The organism is Streptomyces nogalater (genome assembly GCF_039532885.1).
Lineage (GTDB): Bacteria > Actinomycetota > Actinomycetes > Streptomycetales > Streptomycetaceae > Streptomyces > Streptomyces nogalater.
The window spans coordinates 104,408-128,897 of record NZ_BAAASM010000019.1 but is presented as its reverse complement, the minus strand read 5'-3'; the positions used below and the strand labels follow the sequence as shown (position 1 = coordinate 128,897).

Annotated in this window: 23 protein-coding genes; 10 read left to right on the top strand and 13 right to left on the bottom strand. The window is 73.8% G+C overall.

All coding sequences use genetic code 11. From position 1 onward, the window contains the following. Positions 1–26: 26 nt before the first annotated feature. Both ABD350_RS15555 and ABD350_RS15550 read right to left on the bottom strand, forming a co-directional pair. Positions 27–2,393 carry an ATP-binding SpoIIE family protein phosphatase gene (locus tag ABD350_RS15555; RefSeq protein ID WP_344348666.1) on the bottom strand — a complete coding sequence of 789 codons (2,367 nt, stop codon included), beginning with the start codon at positions 2,391–2,393 and terminating at the stop codon, positions 27–29. Positions 2,394–2,546: 153 nt separating this feature from the next. Continuing rightward, the gene (locus ABD350_RS15550; RefSeq protein ID WP_344348665.1) at positions 2,547–3,389 is read right to left on the bottom strand and encodes a lysozyme; all 843 of its coding nucleotides are present in this window, start codon (positions 3,387–3,389) and stop codon (positions 2,547–2,549) included. A 241-nt stretch (positions 3,390–3,630) separates the two neighbouring features. Between ABD350_RS15550 and ABD350_RS15545 the strand changes: the two genes are divergently transcribed. Continuing rightward, positions 3,631–4,122, top strand: a complete 492-nt coding sequence (locus tag ABD350_RS15545; protein ID WP_189756369.1) for a MarR family winged helix-turn-helix transcriptional regulator — start codon at positions 3,631–3,633, stop codon at positions 4,120–4,122. 4 nt (positions 4,123–4,126) lie between these two features. Here the strand turns inward: ABD350_RS15545 and ABD350_RS15540 are convergent, their stop codons facing one another. Next, positions 4,127–4,915 (bottom strand): protein phosphatase 2C domain-containing protein, encoded by a 789-nt coding sequence (locus ABD350_RS15540; RefSeq protein WP_344348664.1) that lies wholly within the window; start codon positions 4,913–4,915, stop codon positions 4,127–4,129. Between the two features lie 371 nt (positions 4,916–5,286). Between ABD350_RS15540 and ABD350_RS15535 the strand changes: the two genes are divergently transcribed. From ABD350_RS15535 to ABD350_RS15510, 6 genes are all read left to right on the top strand, one after another. Continuing rightward, on the top strand, positions 5,287–8,073 hold the full coding sequence (locus tag ABD350_RS15535) for a sensor histidine kinase (protein WP_344348662.1): 2,787 nt from the start codon (positions 5,287–5,289) through the stop codon (positions 8,071–8,073). Then, entirely contained in the window at positions 8,070–8,567 is a 498-nt protein-coding gene (locus ABD350_RS15530) for a roadblock/LC7 domain-containing protein (RefSeq protein ID WP_344348660.1), read from the top strand. The genes ABD350_RS15535 and ABD350_RS15530 overlap by 4 nt, the downstream gene beginning before the upstream one ends. Next, a complete protein-coding gene (locus ABD350_RS15525; RefSeq protein WP_344348659.1) occupies positions 8,564–8,989 on the top strand; it encodes a DUF742 domain-containing protein in 426 nt (141 codons plus the stop codon). Before ABD350_RS15530 ends, ABD350_RS15525 begins: the two co-directional genes overlap by 4 nt. Continuing rightward, positions 8,970–9,626, top strand: a complete 657-nt coding sequence (locus tag ABD350_RS15520) for a GTP-binding protein (RefSeq protein WP_344348658.1) — start codon at positions 8,970–8,972, stop codon at positions 9,624–9,626. The genes ABD350_RS15525 and ABD350_RS15520 overlap by 20 nt, the downstream gene beginning before the upstream one ends. 23 nt (positions 9,627–9,649) lie before the next feature. Next, complete coding sequence (locus tag ABD350_RS15515; protein WP_344348657.1) at positions 9,650–10,903, top strand: styrene monooxygenase/indole monooxygenase family protein; 1,254 nt, start codon at positions 9,650–9,652, stop codon at positions 10,901–10,903. Positions 10,904–10,988: 85 nt separating this feature from the next. Then, positions 10,989–11,498, top strand: coding sequence for a hypothetical protein (locus ABD350_RS15510; protein ID WP_344348656.1), 510 nt, complete (start codon positions 10,989–10,991; stop codon positions 11,496–11,498). On the opposite strand, the gene ABD350_RS15505 is transcribed toward ABD350_RS15510, so the two are convergent. The 4 genes from ABD350_RS15505 to ABD350_RS15490 form a co-directional block, all read right to left on the bottom strand. Then, positions 11,495–12,637, bottom strand: coding sequence for a C40 family peptidase (locus ABD350_RS15505; RefSeq protein WP_344348655.1), 1,143 nt, complete (start codon positions 12,635–12,637; stop codon positions 11,495–11,497). The two genes, ABD350_RS15510 and ABD350_RS15505, sit on opposite strands and share 4 nt — an antisense overlap. 112 nt (positions 12,638–12,749) lie before the next feature. Continuing rightward, positions 12,750–13,088 (bottom strand): hypothetical protein, encoded by a 339-nt coding sequence (locus tag ABD350_RS15500; protein ID WP_344348654.1) that lies wholly within the window; start codon positions 13,086–13,088, stop codon positions 12,750–12,752. Further along, positions 13,085–13,750, bottom strand: coding sequence for a TetR/AcrR family transcriptional regulator (locus tag ABD350_RS15495; RefSeq protein WP_344348653.1), 666 nt, complete (start codon positions 13,748–13,750; stop codon positions 13,085–13,087). Before ABD350_RS15495 ends, ABD350_RS15500 begins: the two co-directional genes overlap by 4 nt. Before the next feature lie 102 nt (positions 13,751–13,852). After that, positions 13,853–14,791, bottom strand: a complete 939-nt coding sequence (locus tag ABD350_RS15490) for an AurF N-oxygenase family protein (RefSeq protein ID WP_344348652.1) — start codon at positions 14,789–14,791, stop codon at positions 13,853–13,855. A 122-nt stretch (positions 14,792–14,913) separates the two neighbouring features. On the opposite strand from ABD350_RS15490, the gene ABD350_RS15485 reads away from it, so the two are divergent. Both ABD350_RS15485 and ABD350_RS15480 read left to right on the top strand, forming a co-directional pair. Next, positions 14,914–16,023, top strand: a complete 1,110-nt coding sequence (locus ABD350_RS15485) for a ferritin-like domain-containing protein (protein WP_344348651.1) — start codon at positions 14,914–14,916, stop codon at positions 16,021–16,023. Positions 16,024–16,135: 112 nt separating this feature from the next. Further along, positions 16,136–16,996, top strand: coding sequence for a hypothetical protein (locus ABD350_RS15480; RefSeq protein ID WP_344348706.1), 861 nt, complete (start codon positions 16,136–16,138; stop codon positions 16,994–16,996). An 8-nt stretch (positions 16,997–17,004) separates the two neighbouring features. On the opposite strand, the gene ABD350_RS15475 is transcribed toward ABD350_RS15480, so the two are convergent. The 5 genes from ABD350_RS15475 to ABD350_RS15455 form a co-directional block, all read right to left on the bottom strand. Beyond that, positions 17,005–18,462: a penicillin-binding transpeptidase domain-containing protein gene (locus ABD350_RS15475; protein ID WP_344348705.1), complete on the bottom strand. Its 1,458-nt coding sequence runs from the start codon at positions 18,460–18,462 to the stop codon at positions 17,005–17,007. Positions 18,463–18,497: 35 nt separating this feature from the next. Continuing rightward, entirely contained in the window at positions 18,498–19,859 is a 1,362-nt protein-coding gene (locus ABD350_RS15470) for an FtsW/RodA/SpoVE family cell cycle protein (RefSeq protein ID WP_344348650.1), read from the bottom strand. Between the two features lie 150 nt (positions 19,860–20,009). Beyond that, a complete protein-coding gene (locus ABD350_RS15465; protein WP_344348648.1) occupies positions 20,010–21,254 on the bottom strand; it encodes an ATP-binding protein in 1,245 nt (414 codons plus the stop codon). After that, positions 21,251–21,976, bottom strand: coding sequence for a hypothetical protein (locus ABD350_RS15460; protein ID WP_344348647.1), 726 nt, complete (start codon positions 21,974–21,976; stop codon positions 21,251–21,253). The genes ABD350_RS15465 and ABD350_RS15460 overlap by 4 nt, the downstream gene beginning before the upstream one ends. A 63-nt stretch (positions 21,977–22,039) precedes the next feature. Next, complete coding sequence (locus tag ABD350_RS15455) at positions 22,040–22,546, bottom strand: protein-tyrosine phosphatase family protein (protein WP_344348646.1); 507 nt, start codon at positions 22,544–22,546, stop codon at positions 22,040–22,042. A 99-nt stretch (positions 22,547–22,645) separates the two neighbouring features. Here ABD350_RS15455 and ABD350_RS15450 point away from each other — a divergent pair, with 99 nt between their 5' ends. Beyond that, on the top strand, positions 22,646–23,449 hold the full coding sequence (locus tag ABD350_RS15450; RefSeq protein ID WP_344348645.1) for a nuclease-related domain-containing protein: 804 nt from the start codon (positions 22,646–22,648) through the stop codon (positions 23,447–23,449). Between the two features lie 145 nt (positions 23,450–23,594). Here the strand turns inward: ABD350_RS15450 and ligD are convergent, their stop codons facing one another. After that, a complete protein-coding gene (gene ligD, locus ABD350_RS15445) occupies positions 23,595–24,482 on the bottom strand; it encodes a non-homologous end-joining DNA ligase (protein WP_344348643.1) in 888 nt (295 codons plus the stop codon). Positions 24,483–24,490: the final 8 nt, after the last annotated feature.

Genomic DNA, 24,490 nt, shown 5'->3' with positions numbered 1-24,490 from the left:
GCCGGCGTCTCCTTCCCGGAGCGTCCTCAGAGCGCGTCCGGGGTCTGCGCGTCCGGGGTCTGCTCCGCCCACACCGTCTTGCCGGTCCGCTCGTGCCGGGTGCCCCAGCGCTCGGCGAGCTGCGCGACCAGCAGCAGGCCCCGGCCGCCCTCGTCGAAGATCCGGGCCCGGCGCATGTGCGGGGTGCTGCCGCCGGCGTCGTAGACCTCGCAGATCAGGCGCGAGCCCGGGCGCAGCAGCCGGAGCCGCACGGGCGGGCCGCCGTAGCGGATGGCGTTGGTGACCAGTTCGCTGACGATCAGCTCGGTGGTGTACGCGGCCTCCTCCAGGCCCCAGGCGGACAGCTGGTCCCCCACGTACCGGCGGGCCCGGGAGACGACCGTCGGCTCGTGCTCCAGCTCCCAGCAGGCCACCCGGTCCCCGCGCAGGGCCCGGGTACGGGCGAGCAGCAGGGCGTGGTGGTCGTCCGGGCGGTGTCCGGCCAGCTCGGTGATGACCCGGTCGCACACCGAGTCCAGCGACGGCGCCGGACGGTCCGGCGCGCCGTACACCCCGTCCAGGGCCCGTCCGACGGCGTGGCCGTGGGGCTCGGACGGTCCGTTCGCGCACAGCGCCAGCAGGCTGCCCTCGGGCAGCTCCGTCTCGACCGCCTCGAAGGGCGGTCCGCCCATTCCCAGCGGCGGCCCGGCGGGCACGTCGAGGAGGCGGACGGCGCCGTCGGGGGTCACCACGGCGGGCGGCGGATGCCCGGCCCGGGCCGCGGCGCACCGGCGCGAGACCGGGTCGTAGACGGCGTACAGGCAGGTGGTGCCGATGCCGCCGGCGGTCTCGGTGGCCGGGTCCGCGCTGCTCTCGTCGGCGGCCAGCCGCAGTACCAGGTCGTCCAGGTGGGCGAGCAGCTCGTCGGCGGGCAGGTCCACGTCGGCCAGGGTGCGCACCGCCGTGCGCAGCCGGCCCACGGTGGCCGAGGCGCGGAAGCCGCGACCCGCCACGTCACCCGCGACGAGCGCCACCCGCGCCCCCGACAGCGGGATCACGTCGAACCAGTCGCCGCCCGCACCGGCGGCGGCCGGCAGACAGCGGGTGGTGATCTCCAGGGCGGCCTGGTCGGGCAGCGGGTGCGGGAGCAGGCCGTGCCGCAGGGGCGCGGTACCCCGGGCCGGGGCCTCGGCGCGGGCCTGTTCGATGCAGGCGGCGGCCTTGGCGGCGAACTCCTCGGCGAGCCGTACGTCCTCCGGCCCGAAGGACTCCCGCCGCCGGGTACGGCCGAACAGGGCCACACCGAGCGTGCCGCTCCCGGCGACCAGCGGCACCACCAGCAGGGACCGCGTGCCGGACGCGCGCAGCCACCCGGCGCACGGGTCCAGCGCCGCCCACTCGGCGATGCCCGGTTCCGCCGTGTCGTACAGCAGCGGGCGGGCCGTCGCCAGGCAGCGGGCGGGCGGCGAGCCGGCCGGGCAGACGACCGCCTCGCCGACGCAGGTGCCACGGGCGGTCCCGCCGTCGTCCGGGACCGCGCGCAGGGCGGCCCGGCGCAGCACGGCCCGCCCCGGCTGCGGGCCGCCGGCCGCGCCGCCGGAGCGCGGGCGGTCCAGCAGGTCGACCGCCATGACGTCGGCCAGCCGGGGGACCGTGACCTTGGCGAGTTCCCGGGCGGCCAGGACCTGGTCCGCCACCGCCGCGGTGGGCGGCCCGGTCTCGTCCGCCGGGCCCGGCCCGCCGGCCGCGTCCGGGGCCGGCCGCGACACGGACAGGCAGACGGCGCGTACCCGGCCGTCGGCGTCCTTCAGCGGGGTCAGGACGGCGGTGCGGCCGAGGTCCGGGCCGAGCCGGCCGTGCGCCTCCTGCGGCCGGCCGGACTCCAGCGCCGCCCGCATGGACCGCTCGGCCTCCTCGCCGGCGGCGCCGGGCACGATGTGGGTCAGGCACAGCCCGCGCATGGCGGCCTCGGGCAGGGCGAGGGCGTGCTCCAGCCGGCGGTTGGCCCGCAGCAGGCGCAGGTCCGGGTCGAAGACGGCCAGCGGAAAGGGCGACTGGAGGAAGGTCCACTCCTCCAGGGGGTCGCCCCGGGGCGGCTGCGGCCGGGTGGTCACCGCGCTCACCACGAGCCAGTCGGTGCGTCCGGCGGGGGAGGTGCGGCGGTGGGCGAGGACGTCCAGCTCCAGGCGCCGGCCGTCCTGGTGGCGCAACGGGACGGTGCCGTGCCAGCGGCCGCGGCCGGCCAGGGTCCGGCGGGCGCCGGCGGGGTCGGTGGCGAGCAGCGCGGCGGCGGGCCGGCCGACCACCGCCGGGGAGTCGTAGCCGAGCAGCCGCCGCGCGCCGTCGCTCCAGCCGGTCAGGATGCCCCGCTCATCGATGGTGGCCGTGGCCGTGTACGTCGCTGGTCGCTCCATCGCCGCTCATCTCGCCCTTGCTCGGCAGGCTCTCCTGACCAGCATGATCCCGGGTGGCGCGGAGCACCAACGCAGGGCGCGGGCCGGGGAGAACGGCCCACGCCCGCCGGGCCCGCGCGCCGCGGCCGCACCCGCTCGCGGCCGGCCGTCGTCTCAGCCGTTGGCCAGGGCCTGGACCCGGTCCAGGGCGCCGTTGAACTTGTCGTGGTCCCCGACCGTCGGGCCGGAGGAGGTGTACTGCCACATCGTGTAGAACGACCACCCGGCCGGCAGCGTCCCCGGGTCCGAGGCGTAGCGGGCGATCCACAGCGGGTTGTTCACCGCGAAACCGCCGTAGTTGCCGGTGCACTGGGTCCACCAGCTGGTGGCCGTGTAGATCACGGCGTACCGCCCGGTGCGCGCCTTGTAGGTGTTGAGGAAGTCGGCGATCCAGCCGACCATCTGGCTCGCGGTCTTGCCGTAGCAGGCGGCGCCGTACGGGTTCCACTCGATGTCCAGGGCGCCGGGCAGGGTCTTGCCGTCCCTGGACCAGCCGCCGCCGTGGTCGACGAAGTAGTTGGCCTGGGTGGCGCCGCTGGTGGTGTCCGGGGTGGCGAAGTGGTAGGCGCCGCGGATCATGCCCACGTTGTAGGAGCCGTTGTACTGCTGGGCGAAGTACGGGTTCGTGTAGTACGTGCCTTCCGTCGCCTTCGTGTACGCCCAGCGGACGCCGCTGTTCCACAGCGTGGACCAGGCGACGTTGCCCTGGTGGCCGGAGACGTCCACGCCCTCGGTCTGGGTGGCGTTGCCGGTGCTGGGGGTGCCGCTTCGGCCGTCGTGGGCGAGGACGCCCATGCCCAGGTAGGCGGAGCCGCGGGCGGGCGTGCTCGCGGCCTGGGCCGAGGCGGGCGGGAGGGCGAGGGAGAGCGCCGCGAGCAGGGCCGTGACCAGGACGGCGAGGGCGCGCGGACGGAGCGGGCGGGTACGACGGGTGGGACCGGGTCTGAGCACGGTCATGGCGTGCCTCCGGGATGGGGAGTGGGGGAGCGATGTGGGGATCGTGGGGGGTGACCGCCGGCCCACTGGGCGTGGGCATGCCATTAATGGCGTGGTAAAGAAGCTACGCACGTAGATGACGGCGTGGAAGGGGGTCCGGACGACGCCGTTGGTCTATGCCTGCGAAATACTGACGGAGCTGCGGCAATGACGACGTGTGACAGAAACTTTCAGGACTGCGAAACCGATCAGGGGTGCTGACGTGCACGAGGACAGAAACAGCGGTGGACCGGGCGCCGCCTGCCAGGTGACGCCCAGTGGTGCAGACCAGGAATTCCTGTCGCTGGAACGCGAGTTGACCGTGCTGCTGCGGCGCGCCCGGGCCAACCAGGCCGAGATGGCCCGGGAGGTCCACCCCGACCTGGAGTCCTCCGCCTACGGCCTGCTCATCCGGCTGGACGAACAGGGCGGCCGGCGGGCCACCGAACTCGCCGCCTACATCGGGGTCGGCAAGGCCACCATGTCCCGGCAGCTGCGCGCCCTGGAGGAACTGGGCCTGATCGCCCGCGAACCCGACCCGGCCGACGGCCGCGCCTGGCTGGTCACCCTCACCGAGGAGGGCCGCCGCCGCGTCGGCACCGTCCGCGAGGCCCGCCGCGCCCGCTACGTGCGCGAACTCGCCCACTGGGACCGCCGCGAGGTCGCCGAACTGGCCCGGCTGCTGCACGAGCTGAACGACGTCATGGCGAAATAGCGGCTCACAGCCGCGCGTACACCACCGTCGCGTCGTCGTGCGTCTTGCCCCGCCCCAGGAAGGCCCGCCGCTCCCGGTCCGCCGCCTCCAGCCCGCGCACCCGCTCGACCAGCGACCGGGCGCCCTCCTTGGCGACCACGTCGAACAGGGCCGCCCAGTCCCCCTCGCGGAACATCTCCGTCCAGCGGGTCGCGCCGTCCGTCAGCGCGGCCAGCGCCCGCACCTCGCGCCGGGGCAGCACACCGGTGACCGCGCGGGCGGCCACGGCGGGGTCGGCGGCGGCCGTGAAGAACCCGCCCTCCTTGTTGCGCAGACGGGCGTCGATCAGCGCGTCCGAGACCAGCGCGGAGCGGGGGAGCCGGGCGAGCCGGTCGTCCAGCACCGGGGTCACCGTCCCGTCGGGCCCCCGCAGCAGCAGCGCCGCGTCCGACAGCACCAGGTACTCGACCTCGGCGGCGGACCAGCGGGCCAGCGCGACGGTTGCCTGGGGCGTCCGGGGGTGAGAAAGGTCACAGGTGTCCGCGTGCGCCTCGGCGGTGCGCCGAACCGCCCGCGCGAGAATCTCCGGCAGCGTCAGATCTCGGCTGGAAACGGTCAGTTCGGTCAGCGCGCCGCCCAGCCGCGCGGTGAACCAGGGCACGGAGTGCAGACAGCCCGCCCCGTCGCGCGGCGGTGTCACTCCGTCCAGGACGACCACGCAACCGCCCTGTCCGCAGGCGGGTAGTCCGACACCGGCGAAGTCCTCGTTGGGGCGGGTCGCGTCGCCGGGTTCCGAAACGAGATCAGTACGCACCCGGTCAGTCTGCACGACCCCTTCACACGGTCCGCCGCGGACCGCGGGCGTCGGGGAATTCCCGCGACCTCGCAGGTCAGCCGCCTGGTTTGGGCTGGAATGAGGCACTCCGGGAAGACGTGGTGGCGAATACTGCCAAAGCCTGCCGCGCGCGTCCAACCGGCCCGCCGCACGCGAGCCGGGCACACGCCGGAGGAACTTGCCCGCCAACTCCCCTCCGATGTTCACTCCTTCGGGTGGCGGGTCAGGTGATGCGCGACCACTGCCCACCGGCGCTGGGAGGGTCGGGAACCGTACGAACCGGGTGAACGCACCACTTGGCCCCGAAGTGACGGGGCACCACCCGGGCCCCTGGGTAGACGAGTTCGAGAATGCGAGCACCGGTGCAGAAAAAGCGGCCTCGGCGCACAGGCAGTCAGCCGGCCCCCGCGGGGACCGTCCCGCAGACCCCCGTGGGCACCGGCCGCCCCACCCATGTGCGCACCCGGCTGATCGTCGCCGTCGCGGTGGTGGCCGCCGCCGTGGCCGGGGCGGGCGTGCCCGCGCTGCTGACCGCCTCCGGGGACGTCGGCGACTCCCAGGAACTGGTGACGCTCGCCGCCCGCACCCAGGACGCGCTCACCCTCGCCCACTCCCTGGCCGACGAACGCGACGAGGTCACCTCCTACGTCGCGGCCGGCCGCCCCCGCTCCAAGGCACCCTCCGAGGACCGCAGCGCCCGCGTGGACCGGCAGGCCGCGGAGTTGCGCGCGGACACCGACACCCCGGCCCGCCTGCGCGCCGCCCTCGACGGCATCGACAAGCTCCGCCGGGCCGCCCTCACCGGCAAGACCGACGCCCTGCGGACCCACCAGGCCTACTCGGCGACGATCACCGAGCTGCACCGGCTCGCCGAGCGACTGGCCGAGCAGCTTCCCCCGCGGGCCGGCTCCGGCGCCTACGCCCTCGCCGAACTCGACTCCGCCGTCCAGCAGTCCGCCGCCGCCCGCGGCCTGCTGCTGGCCGCGCTGAACGTCCCCGCCGCCACCCGGACGGTCATCGACCCCGTCACCGGCCTGCCCACCACCTCCGCCGCCGGCGACGACGCGGACCGCGCGCGGCGCGACGCGCTCACCGCCGCCGCCCAGCAGGCCCGGCTGCGCGCCGACGCGGCCCTCGCCGACTTCCGCGCCACCGCCCCCGAGGCGGCCGTCGACTCCTACGACTCCACGGTCACCGGCCCCGAGGTCAACTCGGCCGAGAAGTTCCTCGCCACGCTCACCGACCAGCCGACCCTGGCCGACAGCGAGCTGACCACCAGCACCAAGAAGCTGGACGCGGCCCTGTCCGCCCGTGTCGACCTGATGCGCGGCGCCGAGTCCGCGCTCTACGACCACCGCACCAAGGACCTGGAGGAACTCCGGGACGACGACGTCACCGCCCTGGAGATCCGCGTCGCCGTCCTCGGTGTGCTGCTGCTGGTCGCGGTCGGCGTCGCCACCGCCATGGCCCGCAGCCTGACCCGCCCGCTGTCGGTGCTGCGCCGCGGCTCGGCCCGGCTGGCGCAGGCCGAGGACCCGGCGGCCCAGGACCCGATCGCCTTCACCGGCCGCAACGACGAGTTCGCCCAGGTGGTCCGCTCGGTCAACGCCCTGCACGCGCACGCCGCCGCCCTGCACGAGCGGGTGGCCACCCTGGAGACCGACCGCAAGCACCTGGTGGGCCAGCGCCAGAAGATGGCCGACGCCCGCGAGGAGCTGCGCGCCGAACTCGCCGACTCCGCCGCCCAGCTGGAGCGGCTGCGCGCCAGCATCGGCTCGACCTTCGTCAACCTGGCGCTGCGCACCCTGGGCCTGGTCGAACGCCAGCTGGCGGTCATCGAGGGCCTGGAGGACCGCGAGCAGGACCCCGACCGCCTGGCGACCCTCTTCAAGCTGGACCACTTCGCCACCGTGATGCGCCGGCACAGCGAGAACCTGCTGGTCCTCGCCGGCACCGAGCACGTCCAGCAGCACCCCGGCCCGGTGCCGCTGGTCGACGTGGTCCGGGCGGCGGTCAGCGAGATCGAGCGCTACGAACGCGTCCGCATCGCCTCCCTGCCGCCGCACGCGCACGTGGCCGGGTTCGCCGCCGACGACCTCTCCCACCTGCTGGCCGAACTGATGGAGAACGCCACGTCGTTCTCCCCGCCGGAGCTGCCGGTGGAGGTCTCCGGCTGGCTCCTGGAGTCGGGCGAGGTCATGCTCTCCGTCCAGGACGAGGGCATCGGCGTGGCCAAGGACCGGCTGGACCGCCTCAACGCCCGCCTCACCGACTTCGACCCGCAGTCCCTCTACGACCAGGAGGACGCCGACGGTCTCGGCCTCGGCCTCTACGTCGTCGCGCGGCTCGCCCACCGGCACGGTGTGCGGGTCCAGCTGCGCGACCAGAAGCAGGGCGGCACCGCGGCGGTCGTGGTCCTGCCGGCGCAGCTGCTCGCCGAGGCCCCGCCGGCGGCCCTCCCGCCGAAGGCCGAATCCGGCGCCACCACGGGTACGTACACCCTCCCGGGCGCCGACGCGGAGGCCAACTCCAACGTCCTGCGGGCCCGCACCAAGGACCCGCTGGTGGCCCTGGCCGAACAGGCCGTACGGGACACCCACGAACAGGCGACCCCGCCCACCGACCCCACGGAGACCCGCCCCAAGCCGGCGGAGACCCCGGCCGAGACGACGATGGAACTCCTCCTGCCGACGGCGCAGGAGGAGCCGGCGGAGCCGGAAGACGCGACGGAGCCGGAAGACGCGACGGAACCGAAGGACCGGGCCGAGTCCCCGACGACTCCGCGCACGACCCTGCCGGCCCGGCCCACGGGCCCGGCGGCCGCCGACGGCGAAACCGAGGCGAACGCGCCGGCCGAGGCGCCGCAGGCAGACGCGGCGGAGCCGCTCACCAGCAAGGGTCTCCCCAAGCGCACACCCAGGATCACCGCCCCCGCCGCCCCGCCCCGCCAACGCAACACCCGCGTCGACGCCGAAGCCCTGCGCCGCAGGCTCGGCGGCTTCCGCAGCGGTGCCGAGGCCGGTTACCGCGACGTAGAGACGGAGATCGCCGAGAAGACGGCCGGCCACCGGCGGCCGACCAGTTACGCACACGCCGAAGAAGCCACGGGGGGCACAGCCGAGGAGGCAAGCAGTTGACCGCGCCCACAACCTACGGACTGAGCAGTGAAGCCCGTAACCTGCACTGGCTGCTGACCAACCTGGTCGAGGAAGTACCCGGCATCCAGTCCGTCGCCGTGGTCTCCTCGGACGGACTGCTGCTGCTGTCGTCCGACCCGGCCCACACGGAGCAGTCCCGTACGGCCCGCCCGGCGAAGGGCCCGCGCGGGTCCTCCGCCGACCTCGCCACCATCGTCTCCGGCATCGGCAGCCTCACCGTGGGCGCCGCCCGGCTGCTGGAGTACGGCGGGGTCAAGCACACCATGGTCGCGATGGACGAGGGCAGCCTGTTCGTCATGTCGATCAGCGACGGCTCGCTGCTCGGCGTGCACGGCTCCGCCGCATGCGACATGAGCGTGGTGGCGTACCACATGGCGCTGTTCGTGGGCCGTGCCGGGCACGTCCTGACCCCCGAACTCCGCAGCGAGCTGCGCAAATCCATGGAGGCCGAGTCGACGGGGAGCACCCGGTGACCGGCCCCGCGAACAAGCCGGGCAAGCAGCGGCTCCCGGTACGCGGCGGCGACCGCAAACCCGCCCGCGTCCGCCCCTACTCGCTCACCGGCGGCCGTACCCGCTTCGGCCACGTCCTCCTCGTGGAGACGTTCGTGGCCGCGCTGGAGGCTCCCGAGGAGCGCAAGGAACTGACGAACGGCTCGCAGGCGAACCGGGGCATGCCGGAGATGCTGGCCATCGTCGAGTTGTGCCGCCGTATGCGCACGGTGGCCGAGATCGCCGCGCTGCTGAAGATGCCGCTCGGTGTGGTCCGCGTCCTCCTGAGCGATCTCGCGGACCAGGGAAAGATCCGTGTGTACGGCACCGGAACCGGTCATGGCACCGGCCGCCCGGACCGCGCGCTGCTGGAAAGGGTGCTGAGTGGACTCCGCCGTCTCTGACGCCACCGCCGCCTTCGGGGGCACTCCCCTCGCCGCCTCCTACGGCGAGCCGGACGAGGACCTGAAGTCGTGGCAGACGGACCGGACGCGCGCCCCCATCGCGACGAAGATCGTGGTGGCGGGCGGCTTCGGCGTCGGCAAGACCACCCTGGTCACCTCCGTCTCGGAGATCACGCCCCTGCAGACCGAGGCGCTGATGACCGAGGCCAGCGAGGACACCGACGACCTGTCCGCCACCCCGGGCAAGCTCACCACCACCGTGGCCATGGACTTCGGCCGCATCACGCTCGACGACGACCTGGTGCTCTACCTGTTCGGCACGCCGGGACAGCAGCGGTTCTGGTTCATGTGGGACGACCTGGTGCGCGGCGCGATCGGCGCCGTCGTCATGGCCGACACCCGCCGCCTGAAGGACTGCTTCCCCGCGCTGGACTACTTCGAGAGCTGCGGACTGCCGTACGTCGTCGCCGTCAACCACTTCGACGGCAGCGAGCGGTTCGAGCCGGAGGACGTACGGGAGGCGCTCACCATACCCGCGCACATCCCTGTCATGATCATGGACGCGCGGCGGCGGTTCTCGGTGATCGAGACCCTCCTGGCCCTCGTCGGCCACGCGCTGGACGAAACCCCCGAGTAGTCCTGATAGGAGTCCCCACCCGCATGCGGAAGATACTCGTCGTGGGAGCCGGTCAGTCCGGCCTCCAGCTCGCCCTCGGCCTGCAGTCGCACGGTTACGAGGTCACCTTGATGTCGAACCGGACCGCGGACGAGATCCGCACCGGCCGGGTCATGTCGACGCAGTGCATGTTCCACACGGCACTCCAGCACGAGCGCGATCTGCAGCTGAACTTCTGGGAGTCCCAGGCCCCGAAGATCGAGGGACTCGGCGTCTCGGTGGCCGCGCCCGGCTCGCACGACCCGGGCCCCACCCAGCGCGCCGTCGACTGGGTGGGCCGGCTGGACGGGTTCGCGCAGTCCGTCGACCAGCGGGTGAAGATGGCCGGCTGGATGGAGACCTTCGCGCAGCGCGGCGGCCAGCTGGTCATCCACGGCGCGGCCGTCGGCGACCTGGACTACTTCTCCCGCACCTACGACCTCGTGCTGGTCGCGGCCGGCAAGGGCGAGCTGGTGTCGATGTTCGCCCGCGACCCCGAGCGCTCCCCGTACGCCGAGCCGCAGCGGGCGCTGGCGGTGGCGTACGTGCACGGCCTCGGTCCGCGCCCGGAGCACCCGGAGTTCGACGCGGTCCGCTGCAACCTGGTCCCCGGGGTCGGCGAGCTGTTCGTCATGCCGACACTGACCACCTCCGGCCGCGCCGACATCCTGTTCTGGGAGGGCATACCCGGCGGCCCGCTCGACGTCTTCCGCGGTGTGAAGGACCCGGCCGAGCACCTCTCCCTGACCCTGGAACTCATGGAGCGGTTCACGCCCTGGGAGTACGCGCGCGCCACGAAGGCCGAACTGACCGACGCGGGCGGCACGTTGGCCGGGCGCTACGCCCCGACCGTGCGCAACCCCGTCGGCCGGCTGCCCTCGGGCGGTCTGGTCCTGGGCGTGGCCGACGTGGTCGTGGCCAACGACCCGATCACCGGGCAGGGCTCCAACTCGGCGTCCAAGTGCGCGGCGGCGTACCTGGCCTCGATCCTGGAGCATGGCGACAAGCCCTTCGACGAGGAGTGGATGCGGGCCACCTTCGACCGTTACTGGGCCACCGCGCAGCACGTCACCAAGTGGACCAACGCCATGCTGGCCCCGCCGCCGGAGCACGTGCTGAACCTCATCGGCGCGGCCGGGTCGCTCCAGCCCGTGGCGGACCGTTTCGCCAATGGATTCAACGACCCGGCCGACTTCGAGGACTTCTTCTTCGACCCGGACAAGGCGGCCGCCTACCTGGGGTCGCTCACGGGAGCCTGATGGTTCTGTCCCCTTTTGACACCTGAAATCGGCGGGGGGACGCTGGGACAGGTGTGCAGGGGGGACAAGCCAGGGAGGAGTTCCCATGAACGCTCGACGTGTACGCCTGGCCGTTCTGGCGCCCGTGGCGGTGTCGTCGCTTGCGTTGGGGACGGTGACGTTCTCCGCCTCGTCAGCGGCGGCGGCATCACCCACCTGTAGCGTCAGAAACACCGAAAACCCCAGGAACCTGCTGGTCAGCGGCAGGGACTTCAGGCCGAACAAGTCCGTGGCCGTCGAATCCGCCAGCGGGGCCGAGGGCAGCGCGAGGGCGGACGCCACGGGCCGCTTCTCCCTGACGGTCACCGGCGCGAGCGGTACCGTCACCGCCCAGCAGATCGGCGGCCCCGTGGTCGGCTGCGGCACGGCCGAGGAGGGGGAGCAGAGGAACGCCAGGCAGCAGTACCGCGAGGGCTTCCGGCAGGGATTCGCGACCGTGCGGGAGAACTGCGACACGAGGGAGCGGCAGCGGGGATTCGCGCGCGTGGACGAGAACTTCGAGAAGGGGTTCAAGGACGGCGCGAATCTGGCGAGCCGACGGTTCTGCGAGGACTAGCCGGGTCCCCCCGTACCAGGACGTACGGCGCCCAGGATCGGGTGGGCGGCGATCGGGGAGACCGTGACCCGCCCGCCCGGTCTCGGTGCCTGGACGACCTTTCCGTCCCCCACGTACATCGCCACGTGTGTCGCCTCGGGGAAGTACACCACCAGGTCCCCGGGGCGCAGTTGCCGCAGCGGCACCTTCCCGAGCCGGTCCCATTGCTCCTGGCTGGTGCGCGGCACCGGGACGCCCGCCTGGGCCCAGGCCCGCGAGGTCAGCCCCGAGCAGTCGTAGGCGTCCGGGCCCGCCGCGCCCCACGCGTACGGCTTGCCGACCTGGTCCAGGGCGTAGCGGACCGCGCGGTCGGCGGCCGGTGCGGTGGGGCCGACGGCGGGCGGTGCGGCGGGGCCGGCGGCGGGCGGTGCCGCCGGGCGGTCGGCGGGCAGGGCGCCCGCGGTGGTGAGGGCACGCTGGGCCTCGGCGACGCCCTGTTCCTCCAGCCGGGCCACGGCCGCGAGCTGGTCCGGGGTGAGGGTGGCCAGCAGGCGCTCCACGCCGGCCAGTTTCGTCCGGACGTCGTCGCGCTGCCGCTTCTGCCGCTCGGCCAGGCCGAGCTGGGTGTCCAGGGCCTTGCGGGCCGCGCGGGCCAGGGCGTCCTGGCGCCGTTCGGTGACGGTCAGCCGGGCCACCGCACGGGCCCGTTCGCGCGCCAGCTCGCCGATGACATGGCCCTCGTCCAGCGCGGCTTGCGGATCGGGGGCGAGGAGGAGGCGGACGTAGGGGCCGAGGCCGCCGCCGCTCTGGTACTGCTGCCGGGCCAGCCGGCCGGCATCCAGGCGCCGGGAGCGCAGGGCGAGCCGGGCGCGGGCGAGTTCACCGTCCAGCCGGGCCACCTCGGCGCGCTGCCGCTCCAGCTTCTCCGTGGTGGCGTTGTAGGTCTCGGTGGCCTGCTCGGTCTGCCGGTACAGCCGCTGAAGGTCCGTCAGCAACCGCGCCACGGACGGCTGCCGGTCCGGTGCGGCCGCAGGCGGCCGTGCGCCGGGTGCGGACACGGACGGCTGCGGATCCGGTACGGCCGCGGCGGGTACGGGCGCGAGGACGGCCTGGGCCGCGACCGCGGCCGTACCGGCCAGACGCCGGAGCACTGCTGACACGTCATCACCTCCGGGGCGCGGAGGGCGGGCTCTCCGCCGTCCGTCGCACGGTGATAATCAGACGTGTCGGCACCCCCTATGCGGGAAGGCTGCGCGGTTCGGCGCACCACTTTCACTCGTTCGTGTCACCCGGCTTGCCGGATCGCGGGGCATGGGGCGGGGTGTCGGGCGGCGGAGCGGCCGGGGCGGTCGGCCTGGACCAGGGCCACCTGAGCCGTCCGCCGGTGGTGTCGTCCGGGTCGTAGCGGTACTTCCAGCCCTGGACCAGCCCGAGCCGCCTGCTGTGCCCGCGTGGCACGCGCCGGTAGACCAGCACCGTGGCCGGGCCGCCGTCCGGGTCCGGGACGGGGATGCGGTACGTCTTCGGGGGGTGCCCGGTGGGGCCGAGCAGGACGGGCAGCACGCGTCCGTCCATGGGGCCGCCCTCGAAGGGGGTGTCCTGGCTCTTCACGCGCTCGGTACCGGATCGTTCTCGGCGAGCGTGGCGACGAGCGCCGCCGTCTGCGGGTCCCGGCCCGCGGTGACCTTGAGGACGGCCACGAACTGCTCGACCAGCCAGTCCCGCAGCTCCGCGGGCGGCGGCTGCTTGTCGTTGTCCAGCCAGATCAGGGAGGCCGCCTCCACGGCCGCGATCCACATCCGCACGGTCATGCGCAGCGGCGGGCCGGGCTCGCTGACCTCCATGTGCTGGTAGATGTGGTCGGCGGCGGACCGGCGCACATCGTCCACGATGGCGGTGGTGCGCTTGGTCTCCACCACGCTGCCGCCCTGGAGCAGTGCGCTGAAACCGGTGTCGTGCTGGTCGACGAAGGCCAGATAGCGGTCCAGGACGCGGGACAGGCGGGACAGCGCGGACGTCTCGTTGGGCTCGTCGAAACACTGGTTCAGCTGCTCGGCGGCCGACCCGAGCGCGGCCTCGTAGAGCTGCTGCTTGCCGCCCGGGAAGTAGCGGTACACCAGGGGACGCGAGACTCCGGCCGCCTCCGCCACGTCATCGAGGGACACGTCCTCGGGCGCGCGGTGCGCGAAGAGCGAGAGCGCGGCGTCGAGGAGCTGGTTCCGTCGCTCCTCGACGCTCAGGCGGCGGTATGCGGGGGTGGCCGACTGGGTCATGGCGGTCAGCCTAACCGCCGTCGCGAGGGCGCCATGCGGCGCTCGCGGGCGCCCGGGGCGCACATGCGCCGCGCCCGCGCCCCCCGGGAGGGTTTGCCGGACCTACGCCAGGAGACCTGACGCCCGCCACAGTCGCCGCCCCACGCCCCGCAGGACACCGATGTCGTCCAGGAAATCGGTCAGGCGCTTCGCACCCGTCTGCATGACTTCCCGCCGGTGCCCGCTGGCCTTCACCTGGGCCATCGCCTCCCGCTTGTCCAGCCCCACGTTCGTGTACACCTCCGGGTTGACGAAGGCGACCGAGAAGACCCGGGCGAACTCGCCGGAGGTGACCCGGGTGAACTCCTGGGACCACTTCGGGGCGGTCACCATCTGGCGCCGCAACTCCTCACGGGCGTACCGGACGTGCCGGGCCTCCTCCACCACGTGGATCCGCGTGACGCCCCGGATCAGCGGCTGCACCCGCTCGTCCGGGAAGGTCAGCCGCTGCATCCAGTCCAGGACCTCCTCGCCGAGCAGGGTGGCGGTGAACGAACCGGGGGTCGTGGAGATCGTCTTGAACAGGCGGCCGAGGTTCTGGTGGGTCCGGCTCACCGGGTACCAGGGCGTGTCACCGCGCGATATCAGGCGGGCGAACATCTTCGAGTGCCGGCACTCGTCCTCGATCTCGGTGAGGGCGTAGCGCACGTGGGCGCTCGTCGCCGCCTTGTCGTAGACGTGCCGGACCAGCAGCTGCATCAGGATCAGCTCGAACCAGATGCCGAGCGAGGCCAGCGCCGCGGCCTCGTGCCGGGAGAGCAGGATGCGCTGCTCCTCGCTCATCCGCCGCCACATCGGTGTGTCGTAGAGCGAGACCAGTTCCGGCGGCCAGAACCACTTGCCCTCCTCGAAGGGCGCGTCCCAGTCCAGCTCCTTGTCCGGGTCGAAGGAGTGCTTGGCGGAAGAGGCGAGCAGCCGTTCGGCTACTTGTTCCCGGTCCTTGAGCAGGCCCAGCGCGTCGCGCAGCCCCTCCAGCGCGTCCGCTTCCGTCAGGGTCGTCATGGCTCCCTCACCTCGTTACCCGGGGGTAGTCGTCCTGCACTTATAAGACTCCTTGTCAGTAAGGTCGTCAATCCCCCGCGCAGGACTTGTTGACCCGGCGGCCGCGCGTGAGCCTGGGGAGTATGCGGACCCACGACCTGTACGCCAACGATCCGGAAGACTCCCCCTGGCAGGTGCCCGCCACCGGCGCGGCCCGGTTCACCTGGGAGTACGACGACGGGCGCGACCGTCTGCTGGCCCTGTACCAGAAGGGCAAGGACAGGCAGTGGGACGGGCGGACCCGCATCGACTGGGACCTGGAGGTGGACCCGTACGACGCCCTCGGCACGCCCGAGGAGGCCATGTCCCTGTACGGCACCCGCCATTGGGACAAGCTCTCCGACAAGGACAAGGGCGAACTGCGCCGGCACTACGCCTCCTGGCAGTTCAGCCAGTTCCTGCACGGCGAACAGGGCGCGATGATCTGCGCGGCGCGGATCGTGGAGTCGGTGCCCGACCTGGACGCCAAGTTCTACTCCGCGACCCAGACCATGGACGAGGCCCGGCACGCCGAGATCTACGGCCGGTTCCTGCACGAGAAGATAGGCCTGCTCTACCCGGTCAACGACGACCTGCGGTCGCTGCTCGGCGACACCCTGCGCGACAGCCGCTGGGACATGCCCTACCTCGGCATGCAGGTGCTGATCGAGGGCCTGGCGCTGGCCGCGTTCGGCATGATCCGGGACACCACGAACAAGCCGCTGCCGAAGCAGATCCTCACCTACGTCATGCAGGACGAGGCCCGGCACGTGGCCTTCGGCCGGATGGCGCTGCGCGACTACTACCGGCAGCTCACCGACGCCGAACTGCGCGAGCGCGAGGAGTTCGTCATCGAGGGCTGCTACTTGATGCGCGACCGGCTGCGCGGGGTGGAGGTGCTGGAGAACTTCGGCATCCCGAAGGCCGAGGCGCGGCAGATCAGCGAACAGTCCGAGTTCCTCCGCCTGTTCCGCAAGCTGCTGTTCAGCCGCATCGTCCCGTGCGTCAAGGACATCGGCCTGTGGGGCGAGCGCCTCCAGCGGGCCTACGCGGACATGGGCGTCTTCGAACTGGGCGACTCCAGCCTGGACCTGCTGATGGCCCAGGACGAGGAACTGGCCGACCGGCTGGACGCCGAACGCTTCGCCGCCCAGGAGCGGCAGCGGGTGGCGGAGGTGGAGACGGCGATCGAGTCGGGCGCGAGGCAGGACTGACGGCACGCGCGGCCGGCGACCAGGGCTGACGGCGGGGTGAGGGGTGCCGCCGGGCCGCGCGGGACGCGGTGGCGGGGGTGTCGGCGGGGTGCAGTAGCGTGCTGGCGTGTCCATGCCTTCGTCGCAGCCGCCGCCGTACCCGGGGCCCTACGGCCAGCAGCCTCCGCAGGCCGCCCCCGGCCCGTACGGCTCGCCGTACCCCCAGCAGCAGCCCCACCCGCAGCACCAGCAGCCGTACCCGCAGCACCAGCAGCCCTACCCGCCGCAGCAGTACCCGGGCGGGCAGCCCTACCCGCCGCAGCAGCCCTACCCCGGCTGGGGCGTGCCGCCCATGGCGCCGCCGCCGAGGAAGCGCCGGGTCGGGCTGGTGCTCGGCATCGTCGGCGGGGTCGTCACGGTCGTCGTCGCCGGGCTCGTGGTGCTCGGCATGGTGGCCGGGAGCGGCTTCCCGGCGGCGGAGAACAAGCTGGTCCTGCCGCACACCCTGCTCGACGGCGAGTACACCCTCGCCGAGGACCTCTCCGACACCGAGGGCGCAAAGGTCGAGGACGAGGCCGACGGCGCCTGGGACGCCAAGGACGTCCACGCCGCCGTCGGCCGCTACGGCCCGCCCGGCGACGACTCCCGGGCCATGCTGCTCGTCTCCGGCATGTACGGCCGGTTCAAGCACACGTCCGCGATGCGCCGGGGCCTGCTCAAGGGCGCCGCCGAGGCCGACGGCGTGACCGTGGAGCGGCCCGCGCGGGACGTCACCCCGGCCGGCGCCGCCACCCCCGTCAGCTGCCAGGTGCTCACCCAGAAGAGCGCCGCGGTCACCCTGACCTACGGCGTCTGCGCCTGGGCGGACGGCAACACGGCCGCCGCCGTCGGGAAGGTCGACCGCTCCGTGCGCGACCCCGCCGACGTGGACCTGGAGGAGGCCGCCCGCACCACCCTGCGGATCCGCTCCGAGATGCTCCGGCCCGCCGGCTGACCCGGCCCTCAGCCGCCGAGCACCGCCCGCATCACCTCGCGCGCGATCGGGGCCGCCGTGCCGCCGCCGCTGATCTCGCCCCGGTCCGCCGACGCGTCCTCCACCACCACCGCGACCGCCACCTGTGGCTCCGGCGCGTCGGCGGACTTGGCCCAGGAGACGAACCAGGCGTACGGCACCCCCGTGTTGCCGACCCCGTGCTGTGCCGTGCCGGTCTTGCCGCCGACCAGCACGCCGGGGATGGCCGCGTGGGTGCCGGTGCCCTCCTGGACCACCCCGGCCATCAGCTCCGCCAGCGCGTCCGCGGTGGCCGGCCGCATCACCTGCCGGCCGGGCCGCGCCCCGCTCCCGGACAGGGGCGCGCCGCCGTGCCGGGTGGTCCGCTCCACCAGATACGGCGGACGCAGCACCCCGCCGTCCGCGACCGCCGCCGCGACCATCGCCATCTGCAAGGGCGTGGCCCGCGTGTTGTACTGCCCGATCGACGACAGCGCCAGCTGCGCCCGGTCCACGTGCGTGTCGAAGGTGCTGGGCGCCACGGAGAAGGGGATGCGCACCTCGGTGTCGTTGAACCCGAACGCCTGCGCCGTGGCCACCATGTCCCGCACCCCCACATCCACCCCCAGCTTGGCGAACACCGTGTTGCACGACCACTCGAAGGCGTCCCGCACCGAGGCGTCCGCGCAGCCGTCGCCCTCGTTGGTCAGCCGGGTGGTGGTGCCGGGCAGCCGGTAGGGGTCCGGGGAGTCGGTCCGCTCGTCCAGGTCCGTGACCACCCCCGCGTCCAGCGCCGCCGCCGCGGTGACCACCTTGAACGTCGACCCCGGCGGATACGTCTGCCGCACCGCCCGGTTGAGCATCGGCTTCTCCGGGTCGTGGTTGAGCCGGGCCCAGGCGGAGGCCACCGCCTCGTTGTTGCCCGACAGCTCCGAGGGGTCGTACGACGGGCTGGTCACCAGCGCCAGGATCCGTCCCGTGGCCGGTTCCACCGCGGCCACCGCGCCCTTGCGCCCGGCCAGTCCCCGGTACGCGGCCTTTTGCGCCCGCCGGTTCAGCGTGGTCACCACATCACCGCCACGGCCGCGCCCCCGGGTGACGTCGTTCCACAGCGGCAGCGGCGCGAGCAGCGGATCGGTGCCCGACAGCACCCCGTCCTCGGTGTGCTCCAGGAACGTGGTGCCGTACGTCTGCGAGGAGAAGCCGGTGACCGGGGCGTACAACGGGCCGTCCGTGTACGAGCGTTCGTAGCGCAGCTGCTCCCCGGTGTCCACCGACCCGGTGACCGGCGCGCCGTCCACCAGGATGTTCCCGCGCGGCTGCTGGTAGCGGGCGATCGTGGCCCGCCGGTTGGCCGGGTTGGCGTCGTACTCCCGGGACTGCACCACCTGCACCCGGGCCGCGTTGGCCAGCAGCGCCGCCAGCAGCAGGGCGCAGAACACGCAGGCGTGCCGGATGTACCGCGCCATCGGCCGCCCGCCCTCGGGCAGCGGGCCGTACTCGGTCACGGCGCCTCCCGCCCGTCGTACTGGCTGCGCGCCGAGTCGCTCACCCGGACCAGCAGCGCCACGATCACCCAGTTGGTGACCACCGAGGAGCCGCCCTGGGCGAGGAACGGCATCGCCATGCCGGTCAGCGGGATCAGCCCGGTCACCCCGCCCGCGATCACGAACACCTGGAGCGCCACGATCGAGGCCAGCCCGACCGCGAGGAGCCGGCCGAACGGCTCGCGCAGCGCCAGCCCCGCCCGGTAACCGCGCTCCACCAGCAGCGCGTACAGCAGCACGATCGCCGCGAGCCCCGCGAGGCCCAGCTCCTCCCCGGCCGTCGCCAGGATGAAGTCCGACTTGACGGCGAAGCCGATCAGGATGGAGTGCCCGAGCCCCAGCCCGGTGCCGAGGAGGCCGCCGGCGGCGAAGGCGAACAGGGACTGGGCGAGCTGGTTGGGACCCCGCCCGGCCTCGATGGTGGCGAACGGGTGCAGCCAGTCCTCGATCCGCCCGCCCACATGCGGTTCCAGCCGTCCCACGGCGACGGCGCCGAGCACGGCGAGCAGCAGCCCGACCGCGATCCAGCCGGTGCGCCCGGTGGCCACGTACAACAGCACCACGAACAGCCCGAAGAACAGCAGCGAGGTCCCGAGGTCCCGCTCCAGCACCAGTACGCCGACGCTCACCAGCCAGATCGTCAGGATCGGCCCCAGCACCCGCCCGGTCGGGAACTGCAGCCGCCACAGCCGGCGCCCGGTGTACGCCAGCGCGCTGCGGTTGGCGGCCAGATAGGCGGCGAAGAACACCGCGAGCAGCACCTTGGCGAACTCGCCGGGCTGGATGGAGAACCCGGCGATCCGGATCCAGATCCGGGCCCCGTTGACCGCCGGGAACAGGATCGGCAGCGCCAGCAGGGCGAGGGCGGCCACCACGCAGACGTACGCGTACCGCTGGAGCACCCGGTGGTCGCGCAGCACCAGCACGATCCCGATGAACAGCCCGACGCCCAGCGTGGACCACACCAGCTGGGTCGGGGCCGCCTGATCGCCCGGTGTCTCCAGGTCCAGCCGGTAGATCAGCACCAGGCCCAGCCCGTTGAGCAGCACCCCGATGGGCAGCGGCAGCGGATCGGCGTACGGCGCGCGGATCCGCACCGCGATGTGGGCGAACAGGGCGAGCATCCCGAGTCCGGCGCCGTACCCGACGGCACCCGGCGGCACGGTCCCGGACCGGGCGAGCCCCACCGCGCAGTAGCCGTACACGGACAGCAGGACGGCCAGCACGAGCAGGGACAGCTCGACGCCCCGGCGCCGGGGAAGGCGCACGGCGCGCGGGGGAGCGGGGGCCGCCGCCAGAGTGCTTCCGGCCTTCGTCATGTCCGGAACTTACCGAAATGGGGCGTCTTGTGTCCGTTGTTGGGGGGCCGGGCGCGCCCCGGAGGCGCGCAGCGCCTTCAAGGGGCGCGGGGGACGGCGCGCTCGGCCACACACCACGGAAAGCCCGAGAACCACCCGCGGCCCCGAGCCCTACTCGCCCCCGGACAACCGCAACGTAGCCACCGCGCCCCCGTCCGCCGCGTTGCCGAAGCCCAGCGCGGCGCCCAGCACCTCCGCCTGCCCCACCGCGATCGTCAGCCCCAGCCCGTGCCCGGTCGCCCCGCCCTCCGTGCGGAAGCGCTGCGGTCCGTGCGCCACCAGGTACTCCGGATACCCGGGCCCGTGGTCCCGTACGGTCACCACCGGTCCGTCCACGGTCAGCACCACCGGAGGCGCCCCGTGCCTGTGCGCGTTGGCCACCAGATTCCCCAGCACCCGCTCCAGCCGCCGCCGGTCGGTCTCCACCCGGACGTCCCGCAGGACCCGCACCTCGGTGTCGGTGCCCGAGGCCCGCACCACCCGTTCGGCCAGCGCGCCCAGCGCCTCCGTGCCCAGCTCCAGCCGTTCCCGCCCGGTGTCCAGCCGGGAGATCTCCAGCAGGTCCTCCGTCAGCGTGCGCAGCGCCGCCACCCGGTCCCGTACCAGCTCCGTCGGCCGGCCCGGCGGCAGCAGTTCGGCCGCCGCGTGCAGCCCGGTCAGCGGGGTGCGCAGCTCGTGCGCCACATCCGCGGTGAACCGCTGCTCGCTCAGCAGCTTGCCCTGCAGCGAGGACGCCATCGAGTCCAGCGCGGCGGCCACCGCGGCCACCTCGTCCTGCGGCCGGGTCGGATCCTTCGTCCGGGGATCGTTCACCCGGGCGTCCAGGTCACCGGCGCTGATCCGGCGCGCCACCCGCGCCGTACCGTGCAGCCGCCGGGTCACCCGGGTCACCGCGAACACGCCGACCAGCACCGTCGCCCCGATGGCCAGCGCCGACGACCACACGATCGACTCGTCCAGACCGGCGATGGTGCGCGACTGCTGCGAGTAGTCCACCGCCACGCCCAGCGCCCGGTGCCCGGCCACCGGCCCCGCCGCCCACATGGCCGGACGGCCCCGGTAGGTCGCGACCATCGTGCCGCGCTGCCCGGACAGCGCCAGCCCGCGCAGCGACGGGGGCAGCTCCACGGGATCCACCCGGGCGCCCGGCAGCAGCCGGTCCCCGGCCTCGTACGCCTCGGTGGCGTCGGCGAGCCGGGACAGCGCCAGGTCACGGGCCTGGCCCACGGTCTGGTCGGTCACCGAGACGTGCACCAGCACGCCGAGCAGCGCGGCCAGCGCGCAGCACATCACCGTGATGAACACGGCGGCCTTGACGGCGAGCGCCCCGGACCAGTGCGGCAGCGTGAGCCTCATCGCGCACCCGGGGAGGCCGAGGGGGACGGCGTGCGCCGGCCGTGCCGGCCGTCGCCGACGTGCAGGTACTCGTCGCGGGAGAACACCATCGCCCGCTCGTCCGGGTCCCACACCCAGGTGGTGCGGTACTCGTAGCCGGAGGTGTCGGCGGGGGAGCGCTCGATCAGCGCCCGCCCGGCCAGCTCCACCCCGAGGAGCGCGTCGTTGTCGGCCAGCACCTGCACCAGCCGGTGCCCCTCGGCGGTGTAGACCCGCACCGCCGTCTGGTTGCTCGGGTACAGCCGGAAGCCGAGCGTCAGCTCCGCCCGGCCGTCCCCGGTCAGGTCCCGGTGGTACGGCTTGAGCAGCGGGCACCGGCCCCGGTCGCCGCCCGGCCGGCACTGCCGCATCCGGTCCGCGGTCGCGTGGTACGGCCCCTTGGGCCCGTAGTCGCCGGGGCGCGCCGTCAGCTCCGCCGCCACGACGTCCACCGGATCGACCTTCCGGATGTCGCCGCCGGGGACCGTGACGCCCTCGACGGTCTCCCGGGTGGCCACGTCGTACGGATAGGCCGGACTGGACGCGGGCCTGAGGTCCGGCCACAGCCGGGTGGGGCTCACGGCGGTCGTGGTCGGCCCGGCGGCGCGCAGGCCGCCGGTGTCCCCGCAGGCCGTCGCCGTCGCCGAGAGCAGGGCGACGGCGGCCAGGGCGAGGGCGGTACGCGCGGGACGACGGGCTGGCATCCCTACATTCTGACCGAAGCCTGCTTTGTACTGCTTCGCGTGCTCCGGGCGAGGGGCGGCGGGCTACTCGGCCAGCTCCTCCAGCAGCCGTACCGTCGCCAGGCCCGTGCGCAGGTACTCCACGAACAGCTCGTTGTGCAGCGCCCACGCCGAACGCCGGGCCCGGATCAGCTGGATCGCCTGGTCGGCCGTGTCACCCCGCTGGACCAGCGCGTGCGCGACGACCAGTCCCGAGCGGTTGTAGCCGTGGTAGCAGCGCACGAGCACCCGGCGCCCGGCCTCCAGCGCGTCGTTCACCGCACGGGCCAGCCGGATCACCCCGGCCAGCTGCGTGCCGTCCAGCGGCCCGTCCGGGATCGGCCACACATGGTGCTCCACGCCCGGACCGGGCCCGTGGCCCGGCAGCCGCAGCAGCGACTGCACCACGTCGAACTCGTCCCGTACGACGGCGAGCTCCAGCCGCCCGGAACGGTCCCGGAACGCGTGACCGCCCATCCACAGGCCGGGCACGATCTCGTTCCACGGGCTCTTCGGAGCCGGTACATCGGGCTGCGATCCGCGGGTCCGCAACGGTGCCTCCCCAACTCCCCGCACAGGGCCGCCCACCACGGTAACCGGTCTTGCCCCGGCGGCGCCCCGCCTGTTCCCATGGTCGAGGGGTGATGGCGCATGAGCGGACTGCGCGTGGTGCCGGCCTTCCGGCACGGTCGTGAGCGGCTGTACGTCTGCCGCACGGACGGAGCGGCCGTGGCCTGGTACGACCGTGAGTCGGGCCGGGTCGACCTGCTCGCCGAGGACGACCGGGACGCCGTGCTCCAGGTCCTGCACCCCTTCCTCACCGGCCCGGTGACCGTGGGCCCGCCCCCGCTGCCGACCCCCGCCGAACTCGCCCGGCTGACCCTGCACCCGGACGACGACCTGGCCCCCAACCGCCCCGGCGAGGCCCTGCTCGTCGCCCTGGACCGCCACCCCGGCCCCGCGCACCGGCTGCGCCCCGACCCGCGGCGGCGCGCCCTGAGTGCCGAGCAGGCCGTGGGACAGGCGCTGGACGGGCTGGAGGGCGCCGGCTGGCACACCCTGCACTCCGTCCCGCTGCCCGGCGGCGACCGCATCCACCACCTGGTGATCGGCCCCGGCGGACTGTTCGCCGTCCACGCCCTGTACGCCCGCCGGGCCCGGGTCCGGGTCGCGGACCCGATGGTCGCCCTGGGCCGCCGTGAGGCCGCGCCGCTGCTGCGCCCGCTGCGCTCCGCCGCCGACCGCGCCTCCTACGCGCTGACCGCGGAGGTCCACCCGCTGCTGGCCCTGGTGGACCCGGCCGAGGTGACCGTGACGGCCCGGCCGCGGGGGATGCGGATCCTGCGCGAACCGGAGCTGGCGGACCTGGCCCGGCTGGGCGGGGTGCTCAAGCCGGCGGACGTGGAGGCGCTGCACGGGATGGCACGCGACCGGAACGTCTGGCTGCGGGTGTGAACCCGGCCGGCCGGACGGGGCGGGTGCGTCAGGGCAGCGGAGCGACCCGCTCCGGGTCCGGCAGGGGTCAGGGCAGGGGAGCGGTCGACGGCGGGTCCGGCAGGGGTCAGGGCAGGGGAGCGGTCGGCTCCGGGTTTGGTGCGGGTCAGGGCAGGGGAGCGGCCGACGCCGGGTCCAGCAGGGGTGCCATCAGGTCGCCGTGGTCCGCCAGGCGCGGGGCGATGTCGTCGGCCCGGAACGCCAGCTGCGCGGGGCTGCGGCAGTCGGCGACCTCCTGCCAGGTCACCGGCGCGGACACCAGCGGGGCCGGGCGGGCGCGCACGGTGTAGGGGGTGGCCGTGGTCTTGCGGGCCGCGTTCTGGCTCCAGTCGACGAACACCTTCCCCGGCCTCAGGCTCTTCGTCATCCGGTGCACCACCAGCCGGGGCAGGGCGCGCTCGGCCTCCACCGCCAGCGCCTTCGCGTACTCCGATGTCCGTTCGGACGAGCTGTCGCGCACCGCCGCCAGCAGATGCAGCCCCTTCGACCCGGCGGTCTTCGGGTACGCCTCGATCCCGTCCGCCGCGAGCCGCTCGCGCAGCCACAGGGCGACCTCGCAGCAGTGCACGATGTGCGCGGGCGGCCCCGGGTCGAGGTCGAAGACCAGCCGGTCCGCCTCCTCGGGGCGCTGCACCCGCCACTGGTGGGTGTGGAACTCGGTGACCAGGTTGGCCGCCCAGACCAGGCTCGGCAGGTCCTGGACGAGGACCATCCGGGCCGGGCTGTCCGGGGAGGAACGGGGGACCTCGGCGGTGGTGACCCACTCGGGCGTACCCGGCGGCACGTTCTTGGTGAAGAACAGCTGGCCCTCGGGACCGTCCGGGTAGCGCAGGAAGGACACCGCCCGGTCGCGCAGATGGGGCAGCAGGGCGGTGGCGGTGGTCGCGTAGTAGTGCAGCAGCTCCGCTTTGGTGAAGCCGGTCTCCGGATAGAGCACCTTCTCCAGATTGCTGAGCGCGACCCGGCGCCCCTCCACCTCTGTGATAGGCGTCATAGGATGAC

Excerpts from the sequence above, each read along its gene's own strand:
- ABD350_RS15470 (WP_344348650.1), bottom strand. The coding sequence starts at position 19,859 with ATGACGAAGGCCGGAAGCACTCTGGCGGCGGCCCCCGCTCCCCCGCGC.
- ABD350_RS15515 (WP_344348657.1), top strand. The coding sequence starts at position 9,650 with ATGCGGAAGATACTCGTCGTGGGAGCCGGTCAGTCCGGCCTCCAGCTC.
- ABD350_RS15465 (WP_344348648.1), bottom strand. The coding sequence starts at position 21,254 with ATGAGGCTCACGCTGCCGCACTGGTCCGGGGCGCTCGCCGTCAAGGCC.
- ABD350_RS15475 (WP_344348705.1), bottom strand. The coding sequence starts at position 18,462 with ATGGCGCGGTACATCCGGCACGCCTGCGTGTTCTGCGCCCTGCTGCTG.
- ABD350_RS15485 (WP_344348651.1), top strand. The coding sequence starts at position 14,914 with ATGCGGACCCACGACCTGTACGCCAACGATCCGGAAGACTCCCCCTGG.
- ABD350_RS15510 (WP_344348656.1), top strand. The coding sequence starts at position 10,989 with ATGAACGCTCGACGTGTACGCCTGGCCGTTCTGGCGCCCGTGGCGGTG.
- ABD350_RS15450 (WP_344348645.1), top strand. The coding sequence starts at position 22,646 with ATGAGCGGACTGCGCGTGGTGCCGGCCTTCCGGCACGGTCGTGAGCGG.
- ABD350_RS15460 (WP_344348647.1), bottom strand. The coding sequence starts at position 21,976 with ATGCCAGCCCGTCGTCCCGCGCGTACCGCCCTCGCCCTGGCCGCCGTC.
- ABD350_RS15480 (WP_344348706.1), top strand. The coding sequence starts at position 16,136 with ATGCCTTCGTCGCAGCCGCCGCCGTACCCGGGGCCCTACGGCCAGCAG.
- ABD350_RS15495 (WP_344348653.1), bottom strand. The coding sequence starts at position 13,750 with ATGACCCAGTCGGCCACCCCCGCATACCGCCGCCTGAGCGTCGAGGAG.
- ligD (WP_344348643.1), bottom strand. The coding sequence starts at position 24,482 with ATGACGCCTATCACAGAGGTGGAGGGGCGCCGGGTCGCGCTCAGCAAT.
- ABD350_RS15535 (WP_344348662.1), top strand. The coding sequence starts at position 5,287 with ATGCGAGCACCGGTGCAGAAAAAGCGGCCTCGGCGCACAGGCAGTCAG.
- ABD350_RS15550 (WP_344348665.1), bottom strand. The coding sequence starts at position 3,389 with ATGACCGTGCTCAGACCCGGTCCCACCCGTCGTACCCGCCCGCTCCGT.
- ABD350_RS15555 (WP_344348666.1), bottom strand. The coding sequence starts at position 2,393 with ATGGAGCGACCAGCGACGTACACGGCCACGGCCACCATCGATGAGCGG.
- ABD350_RS15490 (WP_344348652.1), bottom strand. The coding sequence starts at position 14,791 with ATGACGACCCTGACGGAAGCGGACGCGCTGGAGGGGCTGCGCGACGCG.